The 16,982-nt window shown below is 61.8% G+C and carries 14 protein-coding genes; 11 read left to right on the top strand and 3 right to left on the bottom strand.

The features are described 5' to 3' along the window. The first annotated feature begins 281 nt into the window (after positions 1-281). From AC3WWH_RS18305 to AC3WWH_RS18340, 8 genes are all read left to right on the top strand, one after another. A complete protein-coding gene (locus AC3WWH_RS18305) occupies positions 282-1,844 on the top strand; it encodes an ABC transporter substrate-binding protein (protein WP_058320912.1) in 1,563 nt (520 codons plus the stop codon). 58 nt (positions 1,845-1,902) lie between these two features. Continuing rightward, entirely contained in the window at positions 1,903-2,874 is a 972-nt protein-coding gene (locus tag AC3WWH_RS18310; protein WP_057249543.1) for an ABC transporter permease, read from the top strand. Between the two features lie 10 nt (positions 2,875-2,884). Further along, positions 2,885-3,835: an ABC transporter permease gene (locus AC3WWH_RS18315; RefSeq protein WP_057249545.1), complete on the top strand. Its 951-nt coding sequence runs from the start codon at positions 2,885-2,887 to the stop codon at positions 3,833-3,835. A 3-nt stretch (positions 3,836-3,838) separates the two neighbouring features. Next, positions 3,839-5,032, top strand: a complete 1,194-nt coding sequence (locus tag AC3WWH_RS18320) for an amidohydrolase family protein (protein WP_058320973.1) — start codon at positions 3,839-3,841, stop codon at positions 5,030-5,032. Continuing rightward, the gene (locus AC3WWH_RS18325; protein WP_058320911.1) at positions 5,029-6,513 is read left to right on the top strand and encodes an amidohydrolase family protein; all 1,485 of its coding nucleotides are present in this window, start codon (positions 5,029-5,031) and stop codon (positions 6,511-6,513) included. Before AC3WWH_RS18320 ends, AC3WWH_RS18325 begins: the two co-directional genes overlap by 4 nt. Then, positions 6,510-7,496, top strand: a complete 987-nt coding sequence (locus AC3WWH_RS18330) for an ABC transporter ATP-binding protein (protein WP_058320910.1) — start codon at positions 6,510-6,512, stop codon at positions 7,494-7,496. Before AC3WWH_RS18325 ends, AC3WWH_RS18330 begins: the two co-directional genes overlap by 4 nt. Continuing rightward, on the top strand, positions 7,493-8,473 hold the full coding sequence (locus tag AC3WWH_RS18335) for an ABC transporter ATP-binding protein (RefSeq protein ID WP_058320909.1): 981 nt from the start codon (positions 7,493-7,495) through the stop codon (positions 8,471-8,473). The genes AC3WWH_RS18330 and AC3WWH_RS18335 overlap by 4 nt, the downstream gene beginning before the upstream one ends. A gap of 270 nt (positions 8,474-8,743) precedes the next feature. Then, positions 8,744-9,394, top strand: coding sequence for a YceH family protein (locus AC3WWH_RS18340; protein WP_058320908.1), 651 nt, complete (start codon positions 8,744-8,746; stop codon positions 9,392-9,394). Positions 9,395-9,465: 71 nt separating this feature from the next. On the opposite strand, the gene AC3WWH_RS18345 is transcribed toward AC3WWH_RS18340, so the two are convergent. Beyond that, positions 9,466-10,200, bottom strand: coding sequence for an aspartate/glutamate racemase family protein (locus AC3WWH_RS18345; protein WP_058320907.1), 735 nt, complete (start codon positions 10,198-10,200; stop codon positions 9,466-9,468). 302 nt (positions 10,201-10,502) lie between these two features. On the opposite strand from AC3WWH_RS18345, the gene AC3WWH_RS18350 reads away from it, so the two are divergent. Together AC3WWH_RS18350 and AC3WWH_RS18355 are read left to right on the top strand one after the other, a co-directional pair. Continuing rightward, positions 10,503-11,189, top strand: coding sequence for a GntR family transcriptional regulator (locus AC3WWH_RS18350; protein ID WP_058320906.1), 687 nt, complete (start codon positions 10,503-10,505; stop codon positions 11,187-11,189). Positions 11,190-11,258: 69 nt separating this feature from the next. Continuing rightward, on the top strand, positions 11,259-12,086 hold the full coding sequence (locus tag AC3WWH_RS18355) for a bifunctional allantoicase/(S)-ureidoglycine aminohydrolase (RefSeq protein WP_057249556.1): 828 nt from the start codon (positions 11,259-11,261) through the stop codon (positions 12,084-12,086). Positions 12,087-12,186: 100 nt separating this feature from the next. On the opposite strand, the gene AC3WWH_RS18360 is transcribed toward AC3WWH_RS18355, so the two are convergent. Beyond that, positions 12,187-13,995, bottom strand: a complete 1,809-nt coding sequence (locus AC3WWH_RS18360; protein WP_058320905.1) for an ABC transporter ATP-binding protein/permease — start codon at positions 13,993-13,995, stop codon at positions 12,187-12,189. A 205-nt stretch (positions 13,996-14,200) separates the two neighbouring features. Here AC3WWH_RS18360 and AC3WWH_RS18365 point away from each other — a divergent pair, with 205 nt between their 5' ends. Further along, the gene (locus AC3WWH_RS18365) at positions 14,201-15,046 is read left to right on the top strand and encodes a class I SAM-dependent methyltransferase (RefSeq protein WP_058320904.1); all 846 of its coding nucleotides are present in this window, start codon (positions 14,201-14,203) and stop codon (positions 15,044-15,046) included. 57 nt (positions 15,047-15,103) lie between these two features. Here the strand turns inward: AC3WWH_RS18365 and AC3WWH_RS18370 are convergent, their stop codons facing one another. Next, a complete protein-coding gene (locus AC3WWH_RS18370) occupies positions 15,104-16,402 on the bottom strand; it encodes a S41 family peptidase (protein ID WP_058320903.1) in 1,299 nt (432 codons plus the stop codon). Between the last annotated feature and the right edge of the window lie 580 nt (positions 16,403-16,982).

Here is a 16,982-nt window from a genome sequence, read left to right on the forward strand (position 1 = left end):
GCCCGTCGGTATCGAACGATACCGACGGGCGTGCCGTTTCAGGCATTCCGACAGATTTTATTCGCCTCATAGTTGCTGCTTGACCACTGTCTTTCAGCCTCTTTGTTCGGGGAACCGATCCCCACTTTTTATAGCGTATGCCACTTTAAACATTTATGCATACAAAATTGTCGACAAAATAGTTGACATTGTCGCCAACAGCTTCAAATCTAGGGTGGCTTGCTCACGAGTGGGCGAGAGCGCCGGCATAGGGCGACTGACGAGAAAACAGAGGGAACGACATGAAACTGAGAAAGCATCTCCTCGCGGGGTTGGCATTTACCGTCCTCGCATCCTCCGCATCCGCGGAAACGCTGCGCTGGGGAAGCCCGCGGGATATTTTCTCGCTCGACCCCTATTCCTACGGCAGCACCTCGAACCTGGCCTTCCTCAACCACGTCTATGAGGGCCTGACGCGCTATACGCCGGAGTTTAAGGTCGAGCCGGCGCTCGCCACGAGCTGGGAGATGGTGAAGGACAAGGTCTGGCGCTTCCATCTGCGCAAGGGCGTGAAGTTCCAGAACGGTGCCGATTTCACCGCTGACGACGTCGTTGCCTCCATGGCCCGCGTTAGCCACCCGACCTCGCCGCTGCGTGGCAACATTCCCGCCTATGTCTCGACCACCAAGGTCGACGACTACACGGTCGACATCGAAGTGAATTCGCCGAACCCGCTGTTCCTCAACGACATGACCAACATCTTCATGTTCGACAAGGACTGGCTGGTCGACAACAAGTCCGAGCTGCCGACCGACGTCGGCGCCAAGGTCGAAGGCTACGCCACCTACAACACCAACGGTACCGGCCCGTTCAAGGTCGAATCCCGCGTTCCAGACAGCAAGACGGTTCTCATCAAGAACGACGGCTGGTGGGATACGCCCAAGCACAATCTCGACCGCATCGAATTCATGCCGATCACCTCGGCCGCCACCCGCGTCGCAGCGCTGCTTTCGGGCGAAATCGACCTGACAGACGGCGCGCCCGTGCAGGATCTCGAGCGCTTGAAGAGTTCGCCGGACATCAAGGTCGTCGAGCGCACCGACCTGCGCACCGTGCACATGGTCTTTAACCGCCACGACACCTTCGCCGACGGTCGCGAAAACTTCTTCAACAACATCAAGGTACGCCAGGCGATCGACCATGCGATCGACCGCCAGCTCATCTTCAAGCGCGTGATGCGCGGCAAGTCGCATGTCGCCGGCACCATGGTCGCGCCTGAGATCCCCGGCTACAGCGCCGAGCTCGACGTGCCGACCGCTTACGATCCGGAACTCTCCAAGAAGCTGCTCGAAGAAGCGGGCGCCGTCGGCAAGGAGTTCACGTTCGTCTGCATGAACGACGAGAGCGTCAACGAGGAAGACGTCTGCAGCGCGCTCGTTTCGATGCTGTCGCGCGTCGGTCTCAAGCCGACCCTCGACATCGGCCCGCGTGCGGTTCAGGCGCCGAAGCGCGCCGGCGGCAAGTCCGACGCCTACATGATCGGCTGGGCCAACGAGCCGACGCTCGATGCCTATTCGATCCTGGTTCAGGTGCTCTCGACCCGCGAAGGTGCCGCCGGCGTCGCCAACTACGGCGGCTGGTCCTATCCGGAACTCGACGCCATGGTGAAGAAGGCAGCGGTCGAGATGGATCACGACAAGCGTCTGGCGATCGAAACCGAGGCGCTGAAGTTCGCCAAGGACGAGGTCATCATGATCCCGCTGCACCAGCAGCCGATGGCCTGGGCGATGTCCAAGAACGTCACGGACGTCACCATTCGCGCCGACAACAAGCCGCGCCACTGGCTGACGCGCATCGGCGATTGAGTTTCCTTGCCCCGGCAGAGTTCGCTCTGCCGGGCTTTCTCATTCAGCGAGAAACCCAATGATTGTCTTTCTCATCAAGCGACTGGCCAATGCCGTGCTGGTCATGCTCGCCGTTGCGCTGCTTGCCTTCCTGATCTTCCGCTTCGCGGGCGATCCGGTTGAATTGATGGCCAACGAGCAGATGTCGCAGGCCGACCGCATCGAGCTGCGCGAAAAGCTCGGGCTCAACGATTCGTTCGTGACCCAGTTCGGCCGGTTCGTCGTCAACGCTGCACAGGGCGATTTCGGAATCAGCTACCGCAACGGCCAGGACGTCATGAAGCTGATTGCCGAACGCTTCCCGGCGACGATGGAGCTGGCGCTGGTCGCAACCGTCCTGTCGCTCTTGATCGGTATTCCGCTTGGCGTCATCACCGCGATCCACCGAGGGCGATGGTATTCCGAGGGGCTTCAGTTTGTCAGCATCATCGGCGTCTCGTTGCCGAGCTTCGTCGTCGGCATCCTTTTGATCCTCGTCTTTGCCGTAACGCTTGGCCTCGTGCCCGCCTTCGGGCGCGGCGATGTTGTGCAGCTTGGCTGGTGGAGCACCGGTTTGCTGACGGCTTCGGGTCGCGCGTCCCTGCTTCTGCCGTCCCTCGCGCTCGCGCTTTACCAGATCACACTGGTCATGCGTCTCGTCCGCGCCGAGATGATGGAAGTGCTGCGCTCGGACTTCGTCAAATTCGCACGTGCCCGCGGCGTGCCGCGCTGGCGGATCTATTTCCGCCACGCGCTCCGCAACTGTCTGATGCCTGTCGTCACCATGACGGCGATGAATTTCGGCTCGCTGATCGCCTTCGCGCTGATCACCGAAACCGTCTTCCAGTGGCCGGGCATGGGCATGCTGTTCATCCAGGCGGTGACCTTCCTCGATATGCCTGTCATGGCGGGGTATCTCTGCATCGTCTCCTTCATCTTCGTCACGCTCAATACGCTCGTCGATATCGCCTATGCGGTCATCGATCCGCGGTTGCGCGACGCCACCCGCTGAGGTCGCTGCCATGACAGATCACGTCCAGCAAACCACACCGCCGCGCCGGCCCTCGCGGCTTGCCCGCTGGCGCCAGAGCGATCTCTGGTGGTCCTTCACCCACAAGCCGTCGGCGATCATCGGCGCGGTCATCCTCACCTTCCTGATCGTAACCGCCTTTTCCGCGCCGCTGATTGCGCCCCAGAACCCGTTCGATCCGGCCCAGCTCGAACTCTGGAATTCCGAGCTGCCGCCGATCTGGGAGGCCGACGGCCAGTGGCCTTACGTGCTCGGCACCGACACCCAAGGCCGCGACATGCTCTCGGCCATTCTCTATGGCTCGCGCATCTCGATCCTGATCGGCGTCGCCTCGGTCGTCCTTTCATTGGCCGTGGGTTTGAGCCTCGGGCTCGTCGCCGGCTATTTCGGGCGTTTCATCGACAATCTGCTGATGCGCATCGGCGATGTGCTGCTGTCGATCCCGACGATCCTGATCGCGATCCTCGTCAGCGCCGTCGCGCGCCAGATGCTGCCGCCGGAACTCAGGGATGTCGGCTCCGCCGCCGTCCTGGTGCTCGCGATCACGCTCAGCGCCTGGGTGCAATATGCCCGTACCGTCCGCGCCCAGACGATCGTCGAGCGCGGCAAGGAGTATGTCCAGGCCGCGCGTCTTTTGAAAACACCGGCGCGGCGCATCATGCTGAAGCACATCCTGCCGAACACGCTGACGCCGATCCTGGTCGCGGCGACCTTGAACTTCGGCATGGCGATCCTGACGGAGGCGACGCTTTCCTTCCTCGGCATCGGCATGCCGCCGAGCCAGCCGAGCCTTGGAACGCTCATCCGCCTCGGCAACCAGTTCCTGTTTTCGGGCGTATGGTGGGTCGTGCTCTTCCCCGTCGTCCAGCTTTGCCTTCTCGTGGTCTCCGTCAACCTGCTCGGTGACTGGCTGCGCGATGCGCTCAATCCGAAATTGAGGTGAATGATGTCCAATCTCCTGATCCGTAACGTCAGGCCCAATGCCGGCGAAGCGACCGACATCCTCGTGCGCGACTGCAAGATCGCGGCCTTCGGCAAAGGACTTTCCGCTGAAGGCGTAGCAACCGAGGACGGCAACGGCCATATCGTGATCTCTGGTCTCGTCGAAGCCCATACGCATCTCGACAAGTCGGTCTGGGGCATGCCCTGGCATGTCAATGCCAAGTCTGCGACGCTGCGCGAACGCATCGACTTCGAGCGCGAGCAGCGGCTTGAAATCGGCATCGAGCCGCACCGCCAGTCCATGCGCCAGGCAATCATGCTCGCGGCCAACGGCGCAAGCCACATCCGCAGCCACGTCGACATCGACACGACCCATGGCCTCAGGCTGATGGAAGGCATCGTCGAGACCCGCAAGGCGCTTGAAGGCATCATCGACATCGAGATCGTTGCCTTCCCGCAGTCGGGCCTCCTTACCCGTCCGGGCACGGTCGAGCTCCTCGACCAAGCTCTGAGCAAGGGCGCCGAAGTCATTGGCGGCATTGATCCCTGCGGCATCGACCGGGACCCGAAGGGACACCTCGACGCGATCTTCGGCCTTGCCGACAAACATGCCAAGCCGATCGATATTCACCTGCACGAGCAGGGCGAACTCGGTGCGTTCAGCATGGAGATGATGTTCGAGCGCATCCGCGCGCTCGGCATGCAGGGCAAGGTGGCGATCAGTCACGCCTTCGCGCTCGGAGCACCGGATTACCTGCGCGTCGCCGGCCTGATCGAACAGATTGCCGAGCTCGATATCCGCATCGTCACGACCGGCTCGCCGTCCTCGACCGTGCCGTCGATCCTTCGATTGAAGGAAGCTGGCGTCAAGGTCGCGGCCGGCTGCGACGGCATCCGCGATACCTGGGGTCCGTGGGGACAGCCCGACATGATGGATCGCGCCCGCATCCTCGGCATGAAGAATGGCCTGCGCCGTGACGTCGATCTCGAACATGCGCTGCATGTCTGCTCCAAGGGGGGCGCCGAGGTCATGGACATTAGGGGATACGGCCTGGACGTCGGCTGCGACGCCGATTTCACCCTGCTCACCGGCGAGACGCTGGCCCATGCCGTCGTCGACGTCGCGCCGCGGCCTCTGGTCGTCAAGCGCGGACGTGTCGTCGCTCGAAACGGTATTGCGGAGGTAGCAATCCCATGAACACCATCAAGGATTTGACACTTGGCCAACGTCCCGAGGGACGCACGCTTCTGACGGCGCAATGGGTGCTCGGTCACCGGGACGGTTCGCACCGGCTGATCCCGAACGGTGAGGTCGTCATTGAAGGCGGCACGCTGCTCTATGTCGGGCCACACTTCGAAGGCGACGTAGCTCGGCGGATCGATCTCGGGGCCGCGATGATCAGCCCCGGCCTGATCGACCTCGATGCACTTTCGGATCTCGACACGACGATCCTTTCGATCGACCATCAGCCCGGTTGGGCCAAGGGTCGCGTCTGGCCGCGCTCCTATATCGAACGTGGGCCCTATGAGATGTACACGCAGGAGGAACTGGCGTTCCAGAAGCGCTTTGCCTTCGCCCAGCTTCTCCTAAACGGCATCACCACGGCGGCGCCGATCGCCTCCCTCTTCTATCGTGAGTGGGGCGAGACCGTAGCGGAATTTGCAGCCGCGTCGGATGCTGCCGGCGATCTGGGTCTGCGCGTCTATCTGAGCCCAGCCTATCGTGCCGGCGGCATGATGGTGACGGCGCCGGGCCAGCTCGAAGCGATCTTCGACGAAGCAAGGGGCCTGAAGGGCCTCGATGATGCCATCGGCTTCATCCGCGAGCACGAAGGGCGTCACGGTGGCCTGGTCAAGGGGCTGCTGGCTCCGGACCGGGTGGAAACCTGCACCGAGAAGCTTCTGATCCGCACTGCCGACGCGGCGCGCGACCTTGATTGTCCGATCCGCCTGCATGCGGCGCAGGGCACCATGGAAGTCGATACCGTTCGCCGCTTGCACGACAAGACGGCGCCGGAGTGGTTGGCAAGCTTCGGCTTCCTCAGCGACCGGCTGATCGCGCCGCATGCTACTCAGGCGACCGATAACGATCTGCGTCTTTATGCCGAAAACGGCGTCAGCATCGTCCATTGCCCGCTGGTTTCGGCTCGCGGCGGCAGCACGCTGAACTCGTTCCGCTCCGTCAAGGCCCGTGGCGTCAACATCGCCATGGGCACCGACACGACACCGCCGGACATGCTGATGAACCTTCTGGTCGGCCTGATCACCTGCCGCGTGGTCGAAAACGATCCGGGCGCCGTCAGCTGTGCCGATCTCTTCGACGCCGCGACACTTGGCGGCGCCAAGGCCCTCGGCCGGTCGGATCTCGGCCGCCTGGAAGCGGGTGCTCGGGCCGACATCGCCGTCTTCGATCTCATGGACCACCACATGGCACCGGCGGTCGATCCGATCACCACGCTGGTGGTCGGCGGTTCGGGACGCGTCACCAAGGCGGTCTTCGTCGATGGCCGTCTGTCGATGCGTGACGGCGAAGTGGCAGGCTTCGATATGAACGAGGCGCGCGAAACGGCGCAGGCGCAGTTCGATGGTCTGATCGCCAAATATCCCGAAAGAAGCTGGGGTCACCCGCCGGTCAGCGAGATCTTCCCGCCGAGCTACCCTCTGGAGGTGCCGCGATGACGGAAACTGCTTCATCGGCCGTGCTTGACGTTCGCGGCCTCTGCGTCGAATTCCCCGGGCGCCATGGCACGGTTTCGGCACTCTCAGACGTTTCGCTCAGCATTCGCCCGGGCGAGATCCTCGGCGTCGTCGGCGAATCCGGCGCCGGCAAGTCGATGACCGGCCTTGCGGTCCAGGGACTGCTGGAGCCGCCCGGCCGTATCTCCGGCGGAGAGGTCTGGCTCGCCGGCCGCCGCATCGACCAGCTCGGCGACAAGGAGATGCAGAACGTGCGTGGCCGCCAGATCGGCGCGATCTTCCAGGATCCGCTGACCTCGCTCAACCCGCTGTTCACCATCGGCGCGCAGCTCGTCGAAACAATCCGCCTCCATCTGAAGCTCTCCAAGGCCGACGCCAAGGCGCGCGCCATCCAGCTTCTGAAGGAGGTCGGCATTCCGGCGCCTGAAGCGCGCTACGACCACTATCCGCATCAGTTCTCGGGCGGCATGCGCCAGCGCGTCGTCATTGCGCTCGCGCTCGCCGCCGAGCCGAAGCTGATCATTGCAGACGAGCCAACGACGGCACTCGACGTCTCGATCCAGGCGCAGATCACCTCGCTGCTCCGCCGTCTTTGCGACGATCATGGAACCGCGGTCATGCTGGTCACCCACGACATGGGCGTCATCGCAGAGACCGCCGACCGTGTCGCGGTCATGTATGCCGGACGGCTGGTTGAGATCGGTCCGGTCGGCGACGTGCTGAAGAATGCGCGTCATCCCTATACCCGCGGCCTGATGGGCTCGATCCCGGCACTCGGCCGTCGCGTCGAGCGCCTGAACCAGATCGACGGTTCGATGCCGCGGCTGAACGCAATCCCGACCGGCTGCGCCTTCAACCCGCGTTGCCCGGAGGCGGGGCCGCGCTGCCGCAAGGATCGTCCCGAGCCGGCCCCGGTCGGCAGCGGCGTTGCTGCTTGCTGGCTCAACGCAGGAGGAGTTCTATGAGTGATGCCCTGACGGTCAACGACCTGACCTGCAATTTCGATGTTTCCGCGCCCTGGCTCAACCGGGTGATCGAGCGCAAGCCGCAGCAGTTCGTGCGGGCGGTGGACGACATCAGTTTCAGCGTGCCGATGGGCGGCTGTCTGAGCCTCGTCGGTGAATCCGGCTGCGGCAAGTCGACGGTCGCGCGGCTTGTCACCGGTCTCTACCGGGCGAGCGAAGGCGAGGTACGGTTTGCGCCCGGCAAGAACGGGCAACCGCTTTCGGCGCAGATGATCTTCCAGGATCCCTATGCCAGCCTCAACCCGCGCTGGCGCGTGCGCAACATCATCGCCGAGCCGCTGCGCGAGCTGAAGCTTCGCAATTCGGAAGCGGAGATCATGGAGCGTGTCGGCGAACTGCTGACGATCGTCGGCCTCGCGCCTTCGGACGGAACCAAGTTTCCGCACGAATTCTCCGGCGGCCAGCGCCAACGCATATCGATCGCACGGGCGCTTGCCGGCGAGCCGGAGTTCCTCGTTTGCGACGAGCCGACCTCGGCCCTTGACGTGTCGGTCCAGGCCCAGATCCTGAACCTCATGCGCAAGCTGCAGGACGAGATGGGGCTGACCTATCTCTTCATCAGCCACGACATGAGCGTGGTGCGCCACATGTCGGACCGTATCGCGGTGATGTATCTCGGGCGCATCGTCGAAGAGGCGGACACCGAAACGCTCTTCGCCAATCCACGGCATCCCTATACGCAACTGCTGCTTGAGACGATCCCGGACATTACCCATCCGAAGCGTGGGCGCAGTATCGCTGCCAGCGAGGTGCCGAGCCCGCTCAATCCGCCGTCCGGCTGCACGTTCCATCCACGCTGCCCCTTTGCGGACCAGCGCTGCAAGAGCGAACGGCCGGAAATGCGCAACTTCGCCGACGGTTCGCGTGCCGCCTGCCACCGCATCGAAGAAACAGTGAAGGCGATCCACGCGGCCTGACACATCTAGTTCCCTGAAGCCTTGGGCTCCGTGTCGTAACAGTCGCGGAGCCTCTTTTTTGGGGGCGATGTTCAGGCGAACCGTATTGTCGAACGTGTTTCGTATCCCTGTCGTCAGGCGAATGCTACGGTGCTAACCGGAATTCAACGAAATAGACCGATGACCATTTCCGGGCTTCGACACTCACGTTAGGGTAGGGGCCGAAAGCCGGGCTGCACTCCGCTGGGGGGCTCGGTTGGGATCGAATGCGTTGATTTGAAGAGTTGGCTTATGAACACGACCTCCGACACCGATTTCCCCGTCCTCAATGCCGTTGAAGCCCGCATTCTCGGCTGCCTGATAGAGAAGAAGGAAACGACGCCCGACGTCTACCCGCTGACGCTCAATTCGGCGCATGCAGCCGCCAACCAGAAGACGGCCCGTGATCCCGTCATGGCGGTCGAACAGGTGGACGTCCACCGCGCGCTCTCGTCGCTGGCGCAGAAGGGGTTGGTCCGCCAGGCGTTTGCGTCCAGGGTCGAGCGCTACGAGCACCTGGTAGCCAACCGCTTCTCGCTGACCTCGCCGCAGATCGTCATGCTGGGTCTTCTGCTTCTTCGCGGTCCGCAGACCGCTTACGAGCTCTGGGCACGCAGCGAGCGCATGGCGCGGTTCTCCTCGATCGAGGAGCTGAAGGACAATCTCGATCTGATGATGGGCCGCCGGCCGCCACTGATCGTTCAATTGAACCGAGGCGCCGGTCAGCGCGAGGACCGCTTCGCGCATCTGCTGTGCGGTGAAGTCGAGCAGCCGGCTGCCGAGAGGGCTGCGGTGTCTTCGGCTCCGAGTGGCTCGGCGCTATCCGCCCTCGAAGAACGACTGGAAGCGCTCGAGCAGAAGGTGGCGACGCTGCAGGAGCAGCTTGACGCGTTGATGCGCTGATCTAGCCAATCGGCACCAGCGCGAGCGCTACCGGACCGGGTGCCGCCCGGTGGCCCGTAAAGGCTCGAGATTTAGCCGGCGACGTCAGCCAGCCTGCAGGCCGGGTTTTCCTTGGCACGGGGATAGTCATAGGCGCCGACCTTTGAGGTGGCATATCCGCCACCGACCAGGGCTTCGGCGAGCTTCACAGCAGCGGTCACGCCGTCGATGACAGGCATGCCGGTGCGCGCCTTCAGGCGGTCGCAGAGCTCTGACATGCCAGCGCAGCCGAGAATGATTGCTTCAGCACCATCTTCCTGCCGCGCCTTGAGGATCTCCTGCACTAGCATCTCCTCGGTATGGGCGAGGTCCTCTTCCAGCGCCAGCACCGGCATGTCCACCGAACGGACCTTGCGGCAGCGATGACCGGCACCATAGGCGCCAGCCAGATCCTCGATGATCGGCACGGATCGGGGCAGGGTGGTGATGATCGTAAAGCGGGTCGCGATGTTCATCGCCACTTGCACGGCCGCCTGACAGATGCCGATCACCGGACCACGGGCGATCTCACGCGCAGCACCAAGGCCCGGGTCATCGAAGCAGGCGATGACATAGGCGTCGATGCCGCGCATCTCACCCTTACGAACCTCTGCGAGCATCGCCGGTACGGCCATGGCTTCGTCGGCATGCCCTTCAATGCTGGCCGGGCTTGACGTAGGGTTAATGGACTCCAGTAAGGTATGAGGTGCTGCGACGCGCTCCGCACTGCGATGCGCCTGTTCGGTCATGGAGCGAGTGGAATTCGGGTTGATGAGCAGGAGACGCATGGATCAGCTCGTTTTCCGGAGGACGGTTGCGAAGGGGACGTCGGCCGTGGTGTCCAGAGTGCGCATCACGCCCCTCTCCTGGTCCGGCAGTTCAGTGAAATTAAGGTCCATCGGGGCTCTCAAGTGGCATCGCGCCCCGGCTTCGGGCCGGTCGCGCGGTCGTGTTTAAGCAGTTGCCATTGCACATCAAGTTGCGGTACACAATATTGTCTACAATTTTGTAGTCAATATCTAACTGCAGCTGATGGAATTGACTTTGAGCGCCGCACGGCGAGAGTAAGCGAACGGCTAAGGGAGATTTCATGTACAACGCGGACGAAGCCGCCGGTGCTCCGACGGCGATCATTTGCGAGAAGATCTGGCTTGCGATTGCAGAGCGGCGGCTACGGCCGGGAACGCGCTTGAAAGAAGAGCAACTTGCCGAAATATTCTCCGTCAGCAGGGCCCGCATCCGACAGGCACTGACCGCGCTGGAGCGCGATGGCCTGGTGACGATCATGCCGAACCGGGGTGCCTTCGTCTCCGAGCCCTCCGTCGATGAGGCGCGAGATGTCTTCGTTGCCCGCCGGGCCATCGAGCAGCGCGTCGTCGAGCGCTTGTGTGAACGCGCCAACCCCAAGGATATCGTCCGGTTGCGAGGCCATATCGAGGAAGAGCGCATTGCCGGCCGATCCGGCAATCTCTCTGATATCGTTCGGCTTTCGGGCGGTTTTCACCTTTTGCTCGCGGAACTCTCGGGCTCGGCCTTTCTCTTCGGCATTCTGCGCGACCTGGTCTCCCGTACATCCTTGATCACCGCGATGTACCGTTCGAACCACCTTCACAATTGCGGGCCGGACGAACATCTGGCCGTAGTCGAACACATCGCAGCGCGCGATGTCGCGAGCGCGATCAAGGAAATGGCCGAACACCTGAACCATGTGGAAGCGGAACTGGATCTGGACGAGGAGAAGGATCAGCCCCGCGATCTTCGCACCGCCTTGCTTTGACGCCCAAACGAACCAATTGCGCCGCTGATAAGAGGAGGCGGTGCCTGCCAGCAGAGACTGAAGGAAGATATGACCAACCGTAGTTACTATGCGCCGCATGGCGGCAACCCGCCGCAAACCCAACTCCTTTCGGATCGCGCGGTCTTCACCGAAGCCTACGCCGTGATTCCGAAGGGGACGATGATGGATATCGTCACCAGCTATCTGCCGTTCTGGGATAAAACCCGGCTGTGGATATTGTCCCGTCCGCTCTCCGGTTTTGCTGAAACATTTTCACAATATATCATGGAAATCGCTCCGGGCGGTGGCAGCGACAAGCCCGAACTGGACGAGGGAGCCGAGGGCGCGATCTTCGTCGTCGAAGGCGAGTTGACCGTTACGCTCGACGGCAAGGCGCACAAGATGCAGCCGGGCGGCTTCGCCTTTATTCCACCGGCCAGCAACTGGAGCGTTCGCAATGGAAGCGAAGCGCCGGTTCGCTTCCATTGGGTGCGCAAGGCCTATGAGTATGTCGATGGCTTGCCTGTGCCGGAAGCCATCTTCACCAATGAAGCCGAAATCACCCCGTCGCCGATGCCTGGCACCGACGGCAAGTGGGCGACGACGCGCTTCGTCGATCCGGCGGACCTGCGCCACGACATGCACATGACAATCGTCACGTTCGAGCCCGGCGCGATCATTCCCTTCGCCGAAACCCACGTCATGGAGCATGGCCTTTACGTGCTCGAAGGCAAGGCGGTCTACCGGCTCAATCAGGATTGGGTCGAGGTCGAGGCCGGCGACTACATGTGGCTTCGCGCCTTCTGCCCTCAGGCCTGCTACGCCGGTGGTCCGGGCAAGTTCCGCTATCTGCTCTACAAGGACGTGAACCGCCATATGAAGCTGCGGGCGCGCTAAGGAAACTTACGCTAGGTAAGGCAAAACCGCGCATTCGACGAATGCGCGGTTTTCTATGTTCCTCAATCCGTTACTGGCGCTTCCGAATGGCGCGCTTGGTTCAATCCACCAATTGCGGATCGGCGGGCTGAAGGCTCCTTGGCTGCAGTCGCCGTAGCGTATTGCCTGCCGGGTTCTTGTCGAGGTGCAGCACGCGGGTGAAGAAGTCATTGCCGCGTTCGGTGCGTCCGATATTGACGATCGCGACACCTTTGAGCTCTTCATCCATGAACTTCAGAACGCGCTGGTAGGCGTCGTCCTCAAGCGTGTCGAGCGCCTCGTCGATGATCAGCCACCGCGGCTTGTGCAAGCTGAGCCGGGCAATCGCCAAAAGGCGCTGTTCCGCTTCGCTGAGGTTCATCTGCTTTCGCGCATCCTGGTCAAGCCGGCCGCTGAGGCGACCAAGCCCGACCTTGGAGAGTACCGCTGCAAGTTCACCCTTGCTGTAGCTATCAGTTGGACCGGGGTAGGCGAGAACTTCGCCCAGGGTCCCGGGTGGGAAGTAAGGTGACTTCGGAACGAAGGCGAGGCTATCATCGACCGGCAGTGCAATGCGGCCGTGACCCCAGGGCCAAAGACCAGCGATCGCCCGGAAGAACGGCGCCTTCTCCACCTCGGGCGCACCGGTGACAAGCACCCGTTCGCCCGGATCGATTGTCACGCTTTGCTCCCGCAGCGTGATGCAGCCCGTCGGCGAGACGATTTCGATATTGTCGAAACTCATCTGCGACGTTTCCGACGTCTTGAAGTCGATACGTTTGTCGCCCTCGTGCCTTTCGTCGGTCATCAGCAATGCGGAACGGAAGGCGGCAACGCGTAGCAGCGTGGCACGCCAGTCGGCGATCGCGCCGATGTTGTCGACGAACCAGCGCAACGACGCATGCACCTGGTTGAAGGCACCAACCGCCATCATCAGCCCGCCGAAGCTCAGGTCGCCGGCAAAGTAAACCGGCGCCGCAATGACGATCGGGGCAACGACCGTGATCCAGCCATAACCGCCCGTCACCCAGGTCAGGCGTGTCACCGCGCGCAACAGGCCGTAACTGATCTCGAGCACCGAGGCGAGATCGCGCTGTAAGCGCTTCTTTTCATTGGCCTCGCCTGAAGATAGAGACACCGCCTCGATATGCTCGTTAACGCGCATCAGCGAGAAGCGCAGCGCCGCCTCACGGGCATAGTGTTCACCGTTCAGCGCCACCAGCGGACGGCCGACCAGCCAGCTTAGCCACGAGGCCGTGCCTGCATAGAGAATGGCGGCCCAGACCATATAGCCGGGAATGGCGAAGGCGTAGCCAGAGACATGAAAGACGAAGCCGTCGGACAGCGACCACAACACGCCGATGAAGCTCACCAGCAAAATACCCGATTGGAAAAGGCCGATTGAAAGCCCGGCTGACAGATCGGTCAGGTGGCGTGCGTCCTCATGGATGCGTTGATCCGGGTTGATGCCGATTGCGCCGGCGTTCGCCAGACGAAACGCGCGCGAGGGGCGCATCCATTCGGTTATGAGATCTTCCGTCAGGCCCTCGCGCAGGCGCAGCTTGATGACCTGTCCGAGCCAGGTTTGCAGGACGTTGAGGACGAGAAGCACGCCAGCGATCTGGGCGAAGACGACCAACTGATGAAGAAAGGCGGGCAGGTCGCGTCGCTCGAGCGTGTCGTAGAACGGTTTGTACCATCGATTGAGGATGATCTGGCCGAAGGCTGTCACAACGATGACAACGACGATGGTTATGCTGAGCCAAATGATCTTGTTGCGTAGCGGCGAGGCCATGAAAGCCCGATGCATCATCCGCAATTGATCACCGAGGGATTGTTCGTCGCTGGGCTCTATCCGGCCGCTATTCTTGACGTTCGTCCGGTTCGACATCGGTGCGAATCTCTCCTTCCCGGTATCTTTAATTGGAATATAGCGTGCCTTACGCTCTCACCCTAGAGCGGATTGTCTAAGCTCACATGTAACCGCGGTCACAAAGGCCCTCGTATCCCGGCGCAAAATTGATTTGTACCATCCGAAAGCGGGTTCATAGTTTTGCCAAACGAGGTCGAAAAACGGCGCCAAGGGAGGAACCAGTATGTCCGCGCATCTCGATCAAATCCGCGATCAGCAAAGAGAAACCTGGGACCGCTTTGCAGCCGGCTGGAAGAAATGGGACGCTCTCGTTCTCGGCTGGCTTGCCCCCTTCGGCCAGGCGATGATCCGCCAAGCAGCGATCAAAGATGGCGATCAGGTGCTTGACGTCGCTGCCGGGACAGGCGAGCCGGGACTGACCGTCGCCGCCTCGATTCCGAACGGGCGCGTCACCGTCACGGACCTATCCGAGCGCATGCTTCAGGTGGCGAGCGAAAACGCCAGGAACCGCGGTCTGACGAATTTTGAAACCAGGATCTGCGACGCCGGCGCATTGCCATTCGCGGACGCGACGTTCGACGCTGTTCTTTGCCGGTTTGGCTTCATGTTTTTCCCTGATGTTGCGGCAGCAGCCGAACAATTGAAGCGGGTCGCGAAACCGGGTGCACGTGTTTGTGCCGCCGTCTGGGCCTCGCCTGACAAGAACATCTGGGCAACGACGATCATGTCGACCATTGCGCGCCACGTGGAAATGCCGAAACCGCCGGCGGGAGCCCCCGGCCTGTTCCGCTGTGCGCCCGAGGGCCTGATGGCTGCCGTCTTTACTGACGCGGGCCTGCGAGACGTCCGCGAGGAAGAGGTCACGACCACGATGGTTCACGACACGCCCGAAGACTATTGGACCTTCATGACCGAAATCGCCGCACCCGTGGTCGCGGGGTTGGGCCAGGCGGATATTGCAACACGGGAAAGTATCAAGGCTGAGGTTCTGGATCTCGCCCGGCAGTCGATCCGGGCGGGCAAAGTCGAATTGCGCGCCACCGCAACAGTCGTCGCCGGTACGTGTTAGCCGTCAGGGCGCGCTTGACAGGAGGCCTAGGCGTCACACGCATGATCATTGGCCGGATTAGCGTGTCAACGCCGGATCGAGTGGCGCCGAGGTCTTTCCGTTTTTGCCGGCGGCAAGCATCCGAGCCATCTCGTTGACCGCCGCCTCCCGCTGTGGATCCCTTCCTGCCGCATAGGCAAGCGGCGACGTCACCGAAATATCCGGCTCGATGCCGACAGCTTCGAGCCGAAGGTCGTTGTCGATCACCGCATCGGAAACCGCGAGTTCGAGCAGACTGTCATCCGGCAAGACATAGGCGCGGCCTGCGAGCAGGGCGCCCGCCGTCCGTTCACCGACCAGCGGGATGGCATTCTGCCTGAGGGCATAGGCGAAGAGCTCCAGGCCGCTGCGCGTGCCTTTATCGATCAGCGCGATCACCGGCTTTCGCCAACGGAAGTTTGCGAGTGTCGCATCCCCGCGGCGCGGCACCAACCGAAAGGACGGCGTGTCGCCAACGAAAAGCTCCGCCGCATCGGCAGGGCCACCACCCCAGCGCCCGCGCAAGTCAACGACAACACCCTCGGCGCCCTTGAGGCGGCCGGTCGCAAGGGCTTCCGCGACTATATCGAGGCCATTGCGCGTTGAGAGCGTCCACATCCGCACGTAACCGATCTTGTGGCCATCGCGTTCGCTGAGTGCAAGACTTTTGTCGATCGCCCGCTCGAACATCAGCAGCGGCCGCAAGCGCTCCACCTGGACTTTCGCCGAAATCGGTGCGGCATCGCGATGGCGTCGAAGCCGGATCTCGACGCTTCGACCTACCTTACCGGCGAAAGAGCCGATTTCCCGGTAGGGAAGCCCGTCCACCGACAGGATCTCGTCACCAACGAGCAGGCCGGCCCTCTCGGCCGGCGATCCATCGTAGACATCGGCAACGAAGCGACGATCACCGTCAACGGTCGTCACCATGCCGATGCCGGGATAGCGGACCTCGCCATCCGGCGGAAAGAGGCGGCGGATGTCATTCCGGATTGCGAAACGGAAAATGTCGGAGAGTTCGAAATAGTCGATCGTATCGGGCTTGTAGCGTCCGGTATGCGAGACCCGAAGGCTGGAAAGGACCGATGTAATCGCGTCGTCGACGTCGCTGGGCGAACTCGCGGCCGCGATCGAGTGCAACCTCCCGTCGATTTGTGCCCGGGCAGCAGCGTTGAAGCGGACCAGCGCCGTTGTGTCGTAGAGTTCTTCATCCACCAGTTCGACGACGCGGTCAAACACAGGCTGGCCCGAACGCGTGACGTCGGCTGCATGGGGAGCAGTCGGCTCCGACAAGAGCAACGAAAAGGTCAGCAACGTACCTGCGAAGCCAGGGCGCATAGCTCGTCCTCCGGTTTCCGATCGCTCGATTATCGGCCAAACATGGCTTCTTGGGAGGCGGTCTGCTTGCAAAATCGCGTGATCTCGGCAGCGGCCGCCGTCCGCCCTGTCTGGTTCCGATTGGTTTTCAGATCGGAGTTCCCGGAGGCAGGCAAGGCATCGCAACGATCGTAGACTATCTCGGTGCAATTGGTAATTGCAATATTGTCGCTCGTTGAACGCGATGCGATTAATCGACACCCGAATGGCGGTCATGTGGCGTACGAACCGGCGCTGGGCAGATCGGGCTTCTGATCACTTTGGGTCATCAAAAGGAAGCGGCCGAATTAGCTCGTAGGGGCTATAAAAACCAGTCAAACCAATCCGTTAATGGCGACAGATCTATTATGAAATTTCTGTAACGCAGTTGTCATATGCTTTCCGGGTTAAGTAAAAATCTAGCGGATTATGAAGATTTATTGACTGCGAAAGATTACGGCTTGTCTTTCCGCATTAGAGTTTGTTAACATTCGAATATAGGGGTTTCATTACAGCTTTGAACGCGGGAGGGTGGCATGCCGCTGTCGTCGATGCTTGATTC

It is taken from the genome of Ensifer sp. EB106-03-01-XG145 (genome assembly GCF_058792075.1).